The 14,081-nt window shown below is 65.8% G+C and carries 16 protein-coding genes; 6 read left to right on the forward strand and 10 right to left on the reverse strand.

The annotated features are described in order from the left end of the window. Positions 1–24: 24 nt before the first annotated feature. The gene (locus V3C40_RS14140) at positions 25–480 is read right to left on the reverse strand and encodes an META domain-containing protein (RefSeq protein WP_331777760.1); all 456 of its coding nucleotides are present in this window, start codon (positions 478–480) and stop codon (positions 25–27) included. Positions 481–622: 142 nt separating this feature from the next. Between V3C40_RS14140 and V3C40_RS14145 the strand changes: the two genes are divergently transcribed. The 5 genes from V3C40_RS14145 (at position 623) to V3C40_RS14165 (ending at position 5,735) form a co-directional block, all read left to right on the forward strand. After that, positions 623–1,573: a hypothetical protein gene (locus V3C40_RS14145; protein WP_331777761.1), complete on the forward strand. Its 951-nt coding sequence runs from the start codon at positions 623–625 to the stop codon at positions 1,571–1,573. Then, positions 1,570–3,039, forward strand: a complete 1,470-nt coding sequence (gene pdxR, locus V3C40_RS14150; protein WP_331777762.1) for a MocR-like pyridoxine biosynthesis transcription factor PdxR — start codon at positions 1,570–1,572, stop codon at positions 3,037–3,039. Before V3C40_RS14145 ends, pdxR begins: the two co-directional genes overlap by 4 nt. A 124-nt stretch (positions 3,040–3,163) precedes the next feature. After that, a complete protein-coding gene (locus V3C40_RS14155; protein ID WP_442907269.1) occupies positions 3,164–4,342 on the forward strand; it encodes a benzoate/H(+) symporter BenE family transporter in 1,179 nt (392 codons plus the stop codon). An 84-nt stretch (positions 4,343–4,426) separates the two neighbouring features. After that, positions 4,427–5,158 (forward strand): CPBP family intramembrane glutamic endopeptidase, encoded by a 732-nt coding sequence (locus V3C40_RS14160; protein ID WP_331777764.1) that lies wholly within the window; start codon positions 4,427–4,429, stop codon positions 5,156–5,158. 37 nt (positions 5,159–5,195) lie between these two features. Then, positions 5,196–5,735, forward strand: coding sequence for a gamma carbonic anhydrase family protein (locus V3C40_RS14165; RefSeq protein WP_331777765.1), 540 nt, complete (start codon positions 5,196–5,198; stop codon positions 5,733–5,735). 4 nt (positions 5,736–5,739) lie between these two features. Here the strand turns inward: V3C40_RS14165 and V3C40_RS14170 are convergent, their stop codons facing one another. The 9 genes from V3C40_RS14170 to V3C40_RS14210 all read right to left on the reverse strand — a co-directional run bounded on the left by V3C40_RS14170 (position 5,740) and on the right by V3C40_RS14210 (position 12,580). After that, positions 5,740–6,099, reverse strand: coding sequence for a hypothetical protein (locus tag V3C40_RS14170; RefSeq protein WP_219328290.1), 360 nt, complete (start codon positions 6,097–6,099; stop codon positions 5,740–5,742). Beyond that, positions 6,081–6,476: a helix-turn-helix domain-containing protein gene (locus V3C40_RS14175; protein ID WP_072454667.1), complete on the reverse strand. Its 396-nt coding sequence runs from the start codon at positions 6,474–6,476 to the stop codon at positions 6,081–6,083. Before V3C40_RS14175 ends, V3C40_RS14170 begins: the two co-directional genes overlap by 19 nt. Before the next feature lie 82 nt (positions 6,477–6,558). After that, positions 6,559–7,473, reverse strand: a complete 915-nt coding sequence (locus V3C40_RS14180; protein ID WP_331777766.1) for an acyl-CoA desaturase — start codon at positions 7,471–7,473, stop codon at positions 6,559–6,561. After that, positions 7,473–7,790 carry a DUF3144 domain-containing protein gene (locus tag V3C40_RS14185; protein ID WP_034757267.1) on the reverse strand — a complete coding sequence of 106 codons (318 nt, stop codon included), beginning with the start codon at positions 7,788–7,790 and terminating at the stop codon, positions 7,473–7,475. Before V3C40_RS14185 ends, V3C40_RS14180 begins: the two co-directional genes overlap by 1 nt. A 71-nt stretch (positions 7,791–7,861) precedes the next feature. Further along, positions 7,862–8,362, reverse strand: a complete 501-nt coding sequence (locus tag V3C40_RS14190; protein WP_331777767.1) for a gluconokinase — start codon at positions 8,360–8,362, stop codon at positions 7,862–7,864. A gap of 2 nt (positions 8,363–8,364) precedes the next feature. Beyond that, entirely contained in the window at positions 8,365–8,868 is a 504-nt protein-coding gene (locus V3C40_RS14195) for an OmpA family protein (RefSeq protein ID WP_070304319.1), read from the reverse strand. 16 nt (positions 8,869–8,884) lie between these two features. Continuing rightward, positions 8,885–10,144 carry a diguanylate cyclase domain-containing protein gene (locus V3C40_RS14200; protein ID WP_072454860.1) on the reverse strand — a complete coding sequence of 420 codons (1,260 nt, stop codon included), beginning with the start codon at positions 10,142–10,144 and terminating at the stop codon, positions 8,885–8,887. A gap of 8 nt (positions 10,145–10,152) precedes the next feature. After that, positions 10,153–10,734: a YfiR family protein gene (locus tag V3C40_RS14205; protein WP_072454665.1), complete on the reverse strand. Its 582-nt coding sequence runs from the start codon at positions 10,732–10,734 to the stop codon at positions 10,153–10,155. Positions 10,735–10,927: 193 nt separating this feature from the next. Further along, complete coding sequence (locus V3C40_RS14210) at positions 10,928–12,580, reverse strand: Na+/H+ antiporter (protein ID WP_070304412.1); 1,653 nt, start codon at positions 12,578–12,580, stop codon at positions 10,928–10,930. Between the two features lie 190 nt (positions 12,581–12,770). Here V3C40_RS14210 and V3C40_RS14215 point away from each other — a divergent pair, with 190 nt between their 5' ends. After that, positions 12,771–14,069: a cytochrome c gene (locus V3C40_RS14215; RefSeq protein ID WP_331777768.1), complete on the forward strand. Its 1,299-nt coding sequence runs from the start codon at positions 12,771–12,773 to the stop codon at positions 14,067–14,069. The last annotated feature ends 12 nt before the right edge of the window (positions 14,070–14,081 follow it).

The following is a 14,081-nucleotide window of genomic DNA, read 5'->3' on the forward strand; positions in this document are numbered from 1 at the left end:
TTGTAACGGCAGTCGATTTTTATTTCACAGGTAGACCGATTCAAACCTGGCCACGGGCGCGCCATCCTTGAGCAGGATCAGCTTCTCGCCTTCGATCTGGTAGCCCGTCACGCTGTTCAAATCGGCCAGTACGGCGCTTTCCAGCTGCATCAACGGGGGCGGGCAGGCCATGCGCGTGCCGGCCAGTTGCGTGAAGCGCAGGGCCGTGCCGGCCAGCGTATAGCCGCCCATGACGCGGTTGCAGCCTGTGAAACCGGTGACCTTGCCATCGGCGGTAAGGGTGATGCGCACTTCGCGCTCCTGCTGCGGCGCCATCGCCACGGGAGCCCCATCGAGCTGCGTCAGCTTCCAGTAGGTATTCGTCAGGCTGGCCTGCGGCGCCAGGCTGGCGTTCGGCTTGGCGCTGTCGCTGGTGGCCGCGCAGCCACCGGCCATGGCGATGGCGGCGGCGAGAGGAAGGTATTTCAGGCGATGCGGCATGGGATGCTCCTGTGAGGGGGAATGCCTGCAGACTAGCAGGTTTTTCGCGCCGTTCAGCGCACGGCAGCGGTGATTGTTTCCATTTTGCCAGTCCTGGCATTAAACTCATGCTTTCTTTAACGTTGATCGGGGAGCCGGGCCGATGCTGCAAGCGCAAGCGCTGGATAATCGACTGGTGGCCACCACTGCCGACGACGTGCTGGTCGACCGCATCGTGCCCGGCGCGCCGCTGGTGATCGCCTTCGGCTTCGTTTCGTGGACCACGCGTCCCGCCTTCGATTTTTACGGGCGCCTGAGAAAACTGGAGCAGGCCAGCGGGCAGCCGCTGAACAAGATCCTCGTGCGCGATTCGGGCAATGCCTGGTACCACCGCCGCATCGCAGGCCTGGGCAACCATGTCGATGAGACGGCGCAAGCCTTGCGCGAACTCGTGCGCCGCATCGCGCCCAGCCAGGTCACGACCGTCGGCCAGTCCATGGGCGCGTACGCGGCCGTCATGTATGGCTTGCTGCTGGACGCGCAGCAGATCGTCGCCTTCGGGCCGCTGTCCTTCCTCGACGTGCAGCAGGCGCGCTTGTACCATGAGCTGCGCTGGCTGCCCGTGATGGAATCGCTGGCGCAAGACCCGCCAGCCTCCGGCTATTACGACCTGGCGGCCCTGTGCCGCGCCAGGGCAACTGAGCATACGCAGCTGCACCTGGTGTTCGGCACGCGGCCTGACGCGGCCCGGCCGGATGTGGCCAACCCTGGCGCCAGCGCCAGCGAATCGGTCAACCTCGACGCCATGCACGCGCAGCGCCTGGCCGCCTTCGGCCGCTGTACCCTGCACCCATTTCCGCACTCGGGCCACGCCGTGGTGCAGCACCTGATCGACACGAAACGCATCAACGGCTTGCTGGCCAAGTGCATACTGGGTCTCACCCTGGAAGAGGAAGCGATGCCGGAGATCGGCGCCGCCTGGCGGGACTGGGTGGCGGAAAACCTGCGTTTGGGCTGCGCCGGCGAACAGCTGGTGGCCGTGCTGCAGCAGCACGGTTTTTCGCTGGCCAGCAGCATGGCTGCCGTGGATGCCGTCCGCGCCAAGGCCACATGACGCCGCAGTTCGAACTCGACACCCTGAAAATCCGCATCGCCGCGCCCGAACTGGCGGCGCTCGATTTGCGCGTGCGCGTGCAGCGCGCGCTGCGCCAGCTGATACTCGATGGCGTGCTGGCACCGGGCCTGCGCCTGCCGGCCACGCGCGCGCTGGCGCAGTCGCTGGGCGTGTCGCGCGACACGGTGGAAATGGCGTACGCGCAACTGCGCCTGGACGGTTATATCCAGCGCCAGGCGGGATCGGGCAGTTTCGTCTCGTCGACGATAGGCGCGAGCTTGCTGGGCAAGCCGGCGGTAGCGCCGTTGTCGATGCCGGCGCAGCCGGTGGCGCTCAGCGTGCGCGGTGCGCAGATTCTCGCCAGCGGCGGCGTGGCCGATCAGCAGAACGTAAAAGCTTTCGCCACGGGCTTGCCGGAAACGCGGGCTTTTCCGCTCGACGTGTGGGAGCGCTTGCGGCGCCAGGCGGCCAGCGAACACCATGTGCTGCTGCACGGCGACCCGCAAGGGGCCGAGCCTTTGCGCCAGGCCATCGCCGACTATGTGAACCTGGAGCGGGGCGCGCGGGCCACGGCCGGCCAGGTGCTGGTGCTGAGCAGCACGCGCCAGGCCCTGTACCTGTGCGCGCAGGTGCTGGCCGACGCGCATGGCCCCATCCTGATGGAAGACCCCGGCTATTTCGGCGCGCGCAAGGCCTTCGAGATGGCGCAACTGCGCGTGGTGCCCGTGCCCGTCGATGCGCATGGCTTGTCCATCGAACACCTGCGCGCGGACCGCAGCGGGGCCAACACGGTGTATGTCACGCCGTCGCATCAATATCCGACGGGCGCCACCCTGGCGCTCGAGCGCCGCCTGGCCCTGACTGCCTGGGCGGCCGAGCGCCAGGGCTGGATCATCGAGGACGATTACGACAGCCAGTTCCACTACGCGGGCATGCCGACGGCGTGCGTGCAGGGGCTCGACACGCAGCAGCGCACGATTTACCTGGGCACCTTCGCCAAGTCGCTGTATCCGGGCCTGCGCATCGGCTACATGGTGCTGCCGCCCGCGCTGGTGCAGCCGATGACCCATGCACGCAGTATCCTCGACGGTCACACGCCGCAACTCGATCAGCTGACACTGGCCCGTTTCATCGCCGATGGCCATTTCGCGGCCCATGTGCGCGCCATGCGCAAGGTCTATGCCGTGCGCCGCGATGCGATGGCGCAGGCCGTGCAGCGGCACCTGCCGCACGTGGTCACGGCGCAGCTGCCGCCGGGCGGCTTGCAGATGCCCTGTCTGCTGCACGAGGGCAGGGTGGAGCTGGAAACGATACGCCTGGCGGCGCAGGCGGGCATCGTGCTGCCGGGCCTGAGCCGCTTGTACGCGACGCCGCCGGCGCGCGGCGGCTGGCTGCTGGGTTTTGCGGCCTTGACCCCGCACGAGATCGACAGCGGCATCGTCCGCCTGGCCCGCGCGCTCGATTGATGCTGTCAAAGTGGTCTGCTGTATGTGCTTGAATTGGCATGCTTCAGCAGTCCATACGGCCATTAATATGCTCGCTTTTAATGGCAGAGGCATATACATGACAACAACCACTACAACCGCCGCCATGGCCGACCGGGCGCGCTGGCGCGACCTGGCGTCCCCCGCCATGGCCGCCTTCATTTCCGTCCTCGTCAACTATGGCGGCACCTTCGTGCTGGTGTTCCAGGCGGCCCAGCTGGCCCAGCTGAGCGCCGCGCAGACGGCGTCCTGGGTCTGGTCGCTGAGCATCGGCGTGGGCGTGACGGGCATCTGGCTCAGCTACCGCTACCGCGCGCCCATCCTCACGGCCTGGTCCACGCCCGGTGTGGCTTTTCTCGCCACCGTCATGCCGCACACGCCGTATGCCGAGGTGATCGGCGCCTATATGATTTCCGCCATCGCCTTCATTCTGCTGGGCATGTCCGGCGCCTTCGAACGTCTCGTGCGGCTGATCCCCGGTGGCATCGCCGCCGGTTTGCTGGCCGGCATCCTGCTGCAGTTCGGCGTGAACGCGTTTGGCGGCGCCAGCGCCGATCCTGTGCTGGTGGTGGTATTGCTGCTGTCGTACGCGGTGCTGCGCCGCTTTACGGCACGCTTTGCCGTGGTCGGCATCATGCTGATCGGCCTGGCCCTGCTGCTGGCGCAGGGGCGCATCGATGCGCAAGGCATCGAACTGGCCTTGGCCGCGCCCGTGTTCGAGATGCCGCGTTTTTCCGTGGCGTCCCTGCTGGGCGTGGCGCTGCCCCTGTTCCTGATCACCCTGACGGGGCAATACATGCCCGGCATGCTGGTGCTGCGCAACGACGGCTACCAGGTCAGCGCCAATCCTATCTTGACGGTGACGGGGCTCGGTTCGCTGCTCATGGCGCCGTTCGGCGCGCACGCCTTCAACGTGGCCGCCATCACGGCCGCCATCTGCACGGGCAAGGATGCCCATGCGGACCCGTCGAAACGCTATGTCGCGGGCCTGACTTGCGGCGTGTTGTACATCCTCGTGGGTATCTTCGGCGTCACCCTGGCCAGCCTGTTCATGGTCTTGCCGCGCTCCTTCATCACGGCGCTGGCGGGCCTGGCCTTGCTGGGCGCCATCGGCAATAGCCTGGCACAGGCGATGGCGGACGTGCGCATGCGCGAAACGGCCTTGATCACCTTCCTGGCCACGGCTGCGAACGTGACCCTGCTGGGCGTGGGCGGCGCCCTGTGGGGGCTGGCGGCGGGACTGGCGGCGCATGGGCTGATGCATTGGGGGCGCAAGGCGGCATAGCATGGATATTTGCCCATTTTGCCAGCCGCCGCATACAATTGCTGCGCCCGTGCCCGTTGGCACCGTCTTTTCCCGATGTGAGCGATGGCCGACCTGACTTCCCTGGCGCAGTATCTGCTGGCGATCACGCCCGCCTTCCTCGTCTGCGCCGCCTTGCTGCTGGCCGTTCCCCGGACGGTGCCGCTGCTGGGCGTGCTCGTGCACATCGTGTTTTTCGTGCTGGCGCGCGACGCGATGACGGCGCACGGCTACTGGCAAGTGGCGGCGGGCGGTTTGCGCTTCACTGCGCCGCCGCTGGTCTTGCTGGTGCTGGGCACCATGTCGCTGGGGCTGGTGGCCAGCACGTGCTGGCTGGAAAACGAGGCGCGCCGCCAGATCCGCTGGTTCGGCATGCGCCCGGTTCTGTCCGTGCTGCTGGGCGTGGCGGGCGCGGCACTGATCATCGCGCTGGCGACGGGTTTGAAAGCGTTGTTCGGCTTGCCGTCCCTGCCGCCCGTCGCGTCATCGCTGCTACCCTTGCTGCTGGGCTTTGCGCTGGCGGCCAACTGTTATGAGGAATTGCTGTTTCGCGGCTTGCTGCAACAGCAATTGCGCGCCTGGCTGCCGGCCTGGCGCGCGGCGCTGGTGTCGGGCCTGCTGTTTGGCTTGTGCCACGCCTTCCTTGCCACCACCGTCACGCAGGTGGGTGCGCCCATCGTCGTCTTCACCGTGATCGAAGGCGTGGTGGCGGGGCTGGTATATTGCCGTGCCGGCTTACTGGGCGCGTCCCTGGCCCATGGCCTGGCGATTTTTGCGCTGGCCGCCGGCTGGGTGTGAATCCTGTTGTTTCAATTTAATGAAGAGTGAGAAAGCGATGCCTGTCAGTTCCTACCTGAATACCCGCCCCGTCGTGGGCGAGCGCGTCTACCTGCATGACACGGCGCAAGTGATTGGCGACGTGCAGATCGGCGACGACTGCTCGATCTGGTGCAACAGCGTGCTGCGCGGCGACGTCAACCGCATCGTCATCGGTGAAGGCAGCAATATCCAGGACTTTTCCATGGGTCACGTATCGCACAGGAACGCGGCCAAGCCCGACGGGTCACCGTTGACCATCGGCAAATACGTGACCATCGGCCACTCCGTCATCTTGCACGGCTGCACGATTGGCGACGAGTGCCTGATCGGCATGGGCAGCATCGTCATGGATGACGTGGTGGTGGAAAAGCACGTGATGCTGGGCGCGGGCAGCCTGGTGTCGCCGGGCAAGGTGCTGGAAAGCGGGCACCTGTACGTGGGCCGTCCCGCCGCCAAGGTACGCGCGCTGACGGAAGCGGAAATCGCCTACCTGCGCTATTCGGCCGAGCACTATGTGCGCGTGAAGAACAACTACCTGGTTGGCGAACCGGACTGATGCTTCAGGCTGGCGCCATGGCCAGCGCATTGATGCGCGCCGCCATGGCGCGTGCATCAGGCACGCCCAGCACCAGGCGCGCCCATTTTTCGCCTTGCAATTCGATGACCAGTGGCTGCATGCCACGCGTCATGAAGACGAACTGGCGGTCGCCGCCCTTGTGATACGTGCCTGCCGAAATGACTCCCGGCAGGTTGGTGCCCGGTGCGCGCAAGCCAAGGGCCGCGCCGCGGAAACCGTCATCGTCGGTGGCTCCACGCACATGTTGCAGGGGAATGCACAGGTTGCCCTGAAAGGACGCCAGTTTTTCCCACAGGGCCAGGCGGATGGTCAGTGCATCGTCGTTCAATTCGAGGCTAGGCATGGTGTCTCCTTCGTTGGTTGATCCAGATGGCTTAACAGGCGTTCGCCCAGCAGGCGGGACGTATCGGCACCCGTGTCCAGTACGGCGGCACGGCACAGCGCCGTGATGGCGGCGTCAGAGGGCGCCAGTTCCTTCAAGGCGATGATCAGCAAATCGACCGCTTCTTCCCGCGCTGGCCAGCCAGGCTGCAGTGCTTGTGTCAGCACGCGCTCAAACAGATGGCGTTTGGAGCCGAAAGCCTTGTACAGGCTGCCGCGCAGCAAACCCGTCGCCTTGACCAGGTCATCGATCGACGCGGCGTTGTAGCCCAAGCTGCCAAAGACGGCGGCGGCCTGGCTGGTGACGGTCGCTTCGTCAAAGTTGCGTGGTCTGGCCATGGTAGGTAGGCGATGGGTGCGACGGGGCGGGATGCCCTGTTTCTGGCACCACTATATGCATTGGTGAACGATTGGTCAATAACTATCTGCAGCCAGCCGTTTCGCGCAGTTCCGGCCGCGGCGCCAGGTCTTGCGGCAGGCGCAGGCCGGAGACGAGCCCCAGGCGCCGCAACAGCAGCAGCATCCACCAGCCCGGGTCCCATTCTCCCGGCAGCAGGCCCAGCCTGGCTGAGCCCGGATACGCGTGATGGTTGTTGTGCCAGCATTCGCCCATCGTCAGCAGCGACGTCAGGCGGATATTCCGGCCCTGCACGGCGGCGCCGTCGACGTGGAAGTGCATCTGGCCATGGTTGTGGGCGAAGTAGCCGATCAACCAATGGCCGAGCACGCCGGCGCTGACCCGCGCGCAGACGCCCCAGCAGACCAGGCCCCAGCCGCCCCAGACAAAGAACAGCAGGGCCCATGGCAGTTGCTGCAGCATCCAGCTTCTTTCCAGAAAACGGTAAAAGCGGTCGTGCGCGATGCGCGGCTCGATGGCGATGTGCGGCGGGTGGTCGAGGTCGAGGCGGCAGAACAATTGCCACCAGGCATCGCGCCAGAAACCGGCGCCGTGGCGCAAATAGGGGTGGCAATCGGGCAGGCGCTGCGCATAGTCGCGCAGTTCGTGCTGGCGCAGCAGGCCCAGCGGACCGCTGAGGCCCACCAGCACGCCCAGGTACACCAGCAGGTATTCCAGCCATTGCGGGCATTCAAAGCTGTCGTGGATCAGCTTGCGGTGGCTGCCCAGCGAGTGGCCGAACAGCAGGACGATGGCCGTGCCGGCCGCAAACAGCAGCAGGCCGGTCCAGCTGAAGAAGTACAGGGCGCCCGTCACGGCGCCGGCCAGCATGGCCGTCAGCCATAGCGATGGTAAAGGCGCAAAGCGCACCGTGCCGTGCAGCAGGCTGTCGGCGTGGGTGGCGCGGGCGCGGTGGCCATCCAGGCTGGCCGCCGTCATCAGGCCTTGGGGGCCGACGATGGTTGCGTGTACTTGTCGAAGTTGGTGATGTAGTCGTTGAAGTTGTCGGTCAGCATGCGCTTGTACTGTTCCGTGAAGAATGCCACTGCGCCTTCCTTTTCTTCCTGCATCTTGGCCACGTCGTTGCTCTTGCTGGCGACGAGGAAGGCGTTGAAGCGGGCGGCTGCGTACAGCAGCGAGGTGGCCACTTCATTGCCGCCGCTGTGCATGCATTGCTCATTGGCCAGGGCGATGACCTGGTCGGCGCGTTCCCAGAATTCCGGGCCCGGTGCTGGTTTTGTCGTTGGTGTGCTCATAGAAATCCCTCATGAAAGTGCGCGCCAGTCTACACAGGGGGCCGCGGGCTGTCCAGCCGCGCGGCCGCCCGTCAGGGCGCCTGCAGGATTTGTTCCAGCAAAACGGGCAGCGGCTGGCGGATGTCGAGCACCATGCCGGCCTCGTCCGGCTGCAATGGCTGCAAGGTGGCCAGCTGGCTGTCGAGCAGGCTGGCCGGCATGAAATGGCCGGGGCGCTGCAAGCGGCTTTCCAGCACGTCGCGCGGGCCATCGAGGTGGATAAAGCGCAGGGCCGGGTCGCCCTCGCGCAGCACGTCGCGGTAGGCGCGCTTCAGGGCCGAGCACGAGACGACGAGGCCGCTGCCTTGCGCGCGGGCCGTGGCGATGCGCTCGCGCAGGGCGGCCAGCCAGCCGGCCCGGTCGGCATCGTCGAGGGGAATGCCGGCCGCCATCTTGGCCACGTTTTCCGGTGGATGCACCTCGTCGCCTTCCACGTAGGGCACGTGCAAGGCGCCGGCCAGCAGGCTGCCGACGGCGCTCTTGCCGCAGCCGGATACGCCCATCACGACCCAGCGCACGGCGGGCACGCCCATGGTCAAGGCGCCGAAACGATGACGGTGACGCGGCGGTTTTCCGCCTTGCCCGTCTTGCTGGCGTTCGAGGCCACGGGTTTGCTCATGCCCAGGCCCTTGACGGTGATGTTCTCGCGCGGAATGCCCGATGCGCTCATGGCGTCGGCCACCACGTTGGCGCGCGCCAGCGACAGCTTGTTGTTGTACGCTTCCGTGCCTTCGTTATCCGTATGGCCTTCCACGCGCATGTGCGTGATGCCCACTTTCAGCAGGGCGGCGCTGATTTTCTGGATGGCGCCCCGGCTGGGTGCGATCAGCTTGGCGGCGTCGAATTCGAACAGCAGCTTGTCGGTAAAGCTCAGTTCCCAGCCTTCGTCCGTCTGGTTGAAGCCTTGTTCCTTCAAGGTGGCCACTTGCTCGGCATTGAACAGCGGTTTGATTTCTGGCGTGCTCTGGCAGGCGGCCAGCAGGCCCAGCATGAACAAGCCGAGTAAGCCGCGGCGTAATTGCGTGTAGATGAATTGCATGGTGTTGCTCCTTGGTTCAGGGGTGAGTATGGGGTTGCGGCAGGCGTGCCACCTGGCGCGTGCCGCGCTGCGCCTGCTTGGCGCGGTACATGGCTTCGTCCGCCGCGCCGACGAGCGAGATGGCGTCGATGGCGTGATCGGGAAAGACGGCCACGCCGATGGTCAGCGAGCTGACGATGCTGTTGCCGGTGGGCAGTTCAATGGCTTGCGCCATGGCGGCGATGATGTTGTCGGCGATGTGCATGGCGTCGCTGCTGTTGCGCAGCGGCTTGAGCACGATGGCGAATTCGTCGCCGCCCAGGCGCGCCACCAAGTCGCCTTCGCGCAATTGCTGCTTGATGCGCGCGGCGATCGTCACCAGCACCCGGTCGCCCGAGGCATGGCCGAAGGTGTCGTTGATGTATTTGAAGCGGTCGCTGTCGAGGAACAGCACGGCCACCTTGCCATTGCCCACCCGCGCGTCGAGGATGGCGCGTTCCAGTTCCGCTTCCATGAAGGCGCGGTTCGACAGGCCCGTCAGGCTGTCATGGTTGGCGCGGTGCGACAGCGAGGCGTGTTCCTTCTGCAGATGGCTTTGCCACGCTTCCAGTTCGTCGAGCAGGGCGTTGAAGTCGTCATTGATCTGGTTCAGCTCGGCGATATTGGCGGGCGGCACGCGCAGCTCGAATGAGCGGTCGCGCCGCACGCGGTGCGCCGTTTCCGCCAGGTGGCGCAGGGGCGACGTGATTTCCGTTTCCATGCTGCGCGACAGGCGCACGGCAACGACCAGGCTCAGCACCAGGCAGGCGAGCAGGCAGGAGAGGCCGCTGAGCAGGAAGGGCAGCAGGCTGCGGCTGTGCGGCACCAGCTTGATGCTGCCGATGGCCTGGTCATTGCGCATGATGGGGAAGGTCAGCGAATCGGGCAGCATCCAGCCCGTCAACGCACGCTCGATGTAGTAGCGCGTGCCGTGTTCGCCCCGTTCCCAGCGGGCCAGCACCTTGCCGGCCTGGTCGCTTACCTGGGCCTGGTCGATATCTTCATTGACGCCGATCAGGGCCAGCGCTTCCCTGGCGGCCATGGAGTCGCCAAAGACGACGGCCCCTTCCACCGTGTAGCTCATCGACCGGGCCACCAGGCGCAGGTTCTGGTCCGAATACACACGCAGGGCCAGCAGCGCCACGGCCGTCAGGGTCAGGCCGGCGGCCAGCACGGCGATCAGCGACACGCTCAGGTGGGCGCGCCGCAGCACGCTGTCGAGCGTGCGGCGGGGCTGGCGGGCGTGCTTGTTGCTCATGCGGGCGCTCATGGCGGCGGTCCCTTGCGACGTGCAATTTGCAAGGCATTCGGATGCACGCGCAGGCCGCTGCGGGCGATGGCGTCGAGGTTGACGTCAAAACCGATCTGCGCCTCGGTCAGGCGCAGGCAGAACATGGTGCCCACGGCGCAGGAAGTACCCGGTTCGGCGACCGATAGAATCGGTTTGCCGATGATCTGCGCGAGCAGATGCTCGCGTTCGCCCTCGGGCAGGCTGCCCATATAGACGACGTCGCATTCGCTGGCCGCGCTGGCCATCGCCGGGAGTTTCACGCGGATGCGCTGGCCCAGACTGGAAGCGGGAGTGTCGACGATGGACGCGCCGTAGCGTGGCGCACCGAGCATGCAGACACGCACTTCCTGGCGCGCCACGGGCCAGCGCACATAACTGATGATGCCGAACAGGACCTGCGCCACTTCGGCGGGACGCCTGGCGTCGGCAGCCGCGCCCGTTTGCGCCCACGCCGCGCACGGCGCCAGCGCACCGCAGGCGAGCAGCGAGGCCAGCAGCACGACAGCGAGCAGGACGGGCGGCGCGGGGCGCTGCCGGTAGCGAGGGAAGGAGGGCACGGCGTCGGTGTCTTTATGCAGGTCGGTGGCTATTCAAATAGTTACTTCGCAACACAGACTCTACGGAAGTCCATGTTGAAAGTAAATCACGGCATGACGCCATAAACCTTGCATTATAAACACGAATGTGAAAACTTGCATTCTTTACCATGAGAATTACTTATCAACACTGCCTCGGCGGGCCAGAGTGTTGCTATTCTTCCAGTGTCGCTTCCAGCAAGTCGATTTCGCGCAGCAGGCGCAAGTGAATGGTGTCGTCCAGCTCGCCCGAGATGCGGCGGCGGAACAGTTCATCGCGCTCCGCATTGAGCGCTTCCAGGCGCAGCGAGCGTTCGGCCCTGGCCAGTTCCTGCAAGCGCATCGCCTCGTCGTTGCTGCTTTCGCCATACGCGAGGCGGCGCCGGTAGGCTTCGATCAGGCGGTTGGCCGCTTCCGTGACGACTTGCTGCTTGTCATTCTTGTCGATGCCTTCGCACACTTTTTCCAGCCGCGCGATGGCCGCTTCGGCGGCAGCGGCGCGGGCGTTGCGCTCTTCCGTCGAACGGCGCGCGGGCGGCGCGAAGACGAGGCCCTTGGTCAGCAGGGGCAGGGTGACGCTGGCCAGCAGCAGCGACAGCAAAATCACGCCCATGGCCAGGAAGATGACGAGGTCGCGCGCGGGAAAGCGCGTGCCATCGGGCAGGAACAAGGGCAGGGTCAAAATGCCGGCCAGGGTCAGCGCGCCGCGCACGCCCGCGAACGACGCCACCAGCAGCAATCGCAGGCTGGGGCGGGCCAGCAGCGCCGCGTCCTTCGGTTCGCCCGCCACCTTCTTGTGGTGCTTGAACAGGGTCAGCTTCATGGAAATGAAGACCCAGAGGAAGCGCATGAAGGTCAGCCCCACCGTGATGGCGATGACGAACAGCGGCAGTTTCCAGGCGCTGCCGGCGCCGATCTCGGCTGAGGCGGCGGGCAAGCCGGCAACGGTGGTGGGCAGCTGTGCACCCAGCATGACGAAGATCACGCCATTCAAGACCAGTTGCACGGTATCCCACACGGCCTTGCGCTGGGTGCGCGTGGCAGCCAGCGGGCGGCCGATCAGGTCGGCATAATGCATGGACACGCCCGCCGTGGCGGCGGCCAGGATGCCGGAGCCGTGGATTTGCTCGGCGCCCAGGTAGGCGGCAAACGGGATCAGGATGCTGATGAGGATTTGCAGGCCCGGTTCTTCGCCGACCTTGCTCACCAGCCATTTATTCGCCAGGCCCACGCCCCATGAGATGGCCAGACCGATGATGATGCCGCCGCCTGCTTCCTGCAGGAAACTCAGCGAGGCGGCGCCGATGGAAAAGCCGCCCGTCATCATGGCGCCGACGGCAAACGTGAAGCAGACGAGGCCCGACGCATCGTTGAGCAGGGATTCGCCTTCGAGGATGTGCATCAGGCGCGGCGGGATCGGATTGCCTGCGGCGATCGCCGAGACGGCCACGGGGTCCGTCGGCGACAGGATGGCGCCCAGCGCGAAAGCGACGGCCAGCGGCACGCTGGGAATCAGCCAGTCGATGAAAAAGCCCATGCCCAGCACGGTAAACAGCACGAGGCCGATGGCCAGCATCAGGATCGAGCGCGCGTCGGAAAAGAAGGCGCCCTTGGGAATGCGCCAGCCATCGAGAAACAGCAGCGGCGGGATGAAGAGCAGGAAGAAAATGTCGGGATCGAGCGGTACTTGCACGCCAAACACGGCCAATCCCGTGCCGCCGGCGATCTGGATCAGGGGCAGTGGCAGCCTGACCCAGCGCGAGCGGGCGAGAAAGCCGCACAGGACGACGGTCAACACGAGGATGAGGATGATGGTAACGGTATGCATGAAGGAGCGGCGGCGTGCTGAAACGCTGATTATAAGGCGCAGCCCGCCTGCAGGCGGCACCTGCGTGTCATTGCGTACATACAACAAGTCACAATCGCGGTAAGATTCTCCCATTCATTGCCACAATCTGCCCTGCTGCCGCCGTCCGTGCGCGGCAGGCGCGTGCCTGGCCTTTTACCGGACTCCTGTTTTGCTCAAGAAAATCTTCACCGGCTTGCTGCTGTCGCTGGCATTGCTCATCGTGGCGGCCCTGGCCGCGTATCTGTATTACTGGCGTCCCGCGCTGGCGCCCGTCGATCCCCCTGCCGCCACGGCATTTCCCCCGCAAGTGGTGGAGCGGGGCCGCATCCTGGCCGGCATGGGCAATTGCGCCGCCTGCCATACGGCCAAGGGCGGCGCCGAGTACGCGGGCGGCCACGGCCTGGCCACGCCGTTCGGCACGATCTATGCGACGAATATCACGCCCGACCGGCAAACGGGCATCGGCCGCTGGTCGCAGGCCGCCTTCCAGCGGGCCATGCGCGAAGGCGTGGGCCGCGACGGTGCCCATTTGTATCCCGTCTTTCCGTACACCCATTTCAACCTCGTCTCGGATGACGACCTGGCGGCCTTGTACGCGTATTTCATGACGCGCCCGCCCGTGTATGCGGCAGCGCCCGCCAACAGCGTGCCTTTCCCCCTGAACTTGCGGCCCTTGCAGGCGGGCTGGAAGCTGCTGTTTTTCAAGCCGGCCAGCTATCAACTCAATCCCGCGCAAGGGCTGGACTGGAACCGGGGCCGCTACCTGGCCGAGGGCCTGGCCCATTGCGCCGCCTGCCACACGCCGCGCAATGCGCTGGGCGCCGAACTTGCCGGCTCATCCTATCTGGGCGCGGCCATCGACCACTGGTATGCGCCGGCCTTGACCAGCGCCAACACGGCCCCGCTGCCGTGGACGCAGGACGAGCTGTACGCCTTTTTGCGCACGGGGGCGACGTCCCTGCACGGCGTGGCGGCCGGGCCCATGTCGGCTGTCGTGCATGAAGGCATGGGCGCCTCGCCCGATAGCGATATCCGCGCGCTGTCCGTGTATTTTGCGGGCGTGGCCGGTGCAGAGCAACGCCAGGTCGATACCGATACCGTGGTAAAAGCTGGCATCAAGCGTTCGCAGCGCGTCAGCCTGGTCGACAATGATCGTGGCGCCAGCCTGTACGTGGCCGCCTGCGCGTCGTGCCATTCGAACAGCGATGGCAAGCCCGCGGCGCTGCGGCCGGAACTGAGCCTGAACAGCGCCGTCAGCGCGCCCGATCCCGCCAACCTGATCCAGGTGATCCTGCACGGCTTGAGCAAGGACGAAGCCATGCCCGGCGTGCTGATGCCCGGCTTTGCCGCCTCGCTGACGGACAACGACGTGGCTCAGCTGGCCGCCTATCTGCGCCGCAGCCGCAGCCACCAGCCGGCCTGGACAAATCTGGAAGCGGCCGTGGCACGCGCCCGCGCCGGCAAGTAATTACTGAAAGAC

This window comes from Janthinobacterium sp. LS2A, assembly GCF_036543145.1.
GTDB lineage: Bacteria > Pseudomonadota > Gammaproteobacteria > Burkholderiales > Burkholderiaceae_D > Janthinobacterium > Janthinobacterium aestuarii.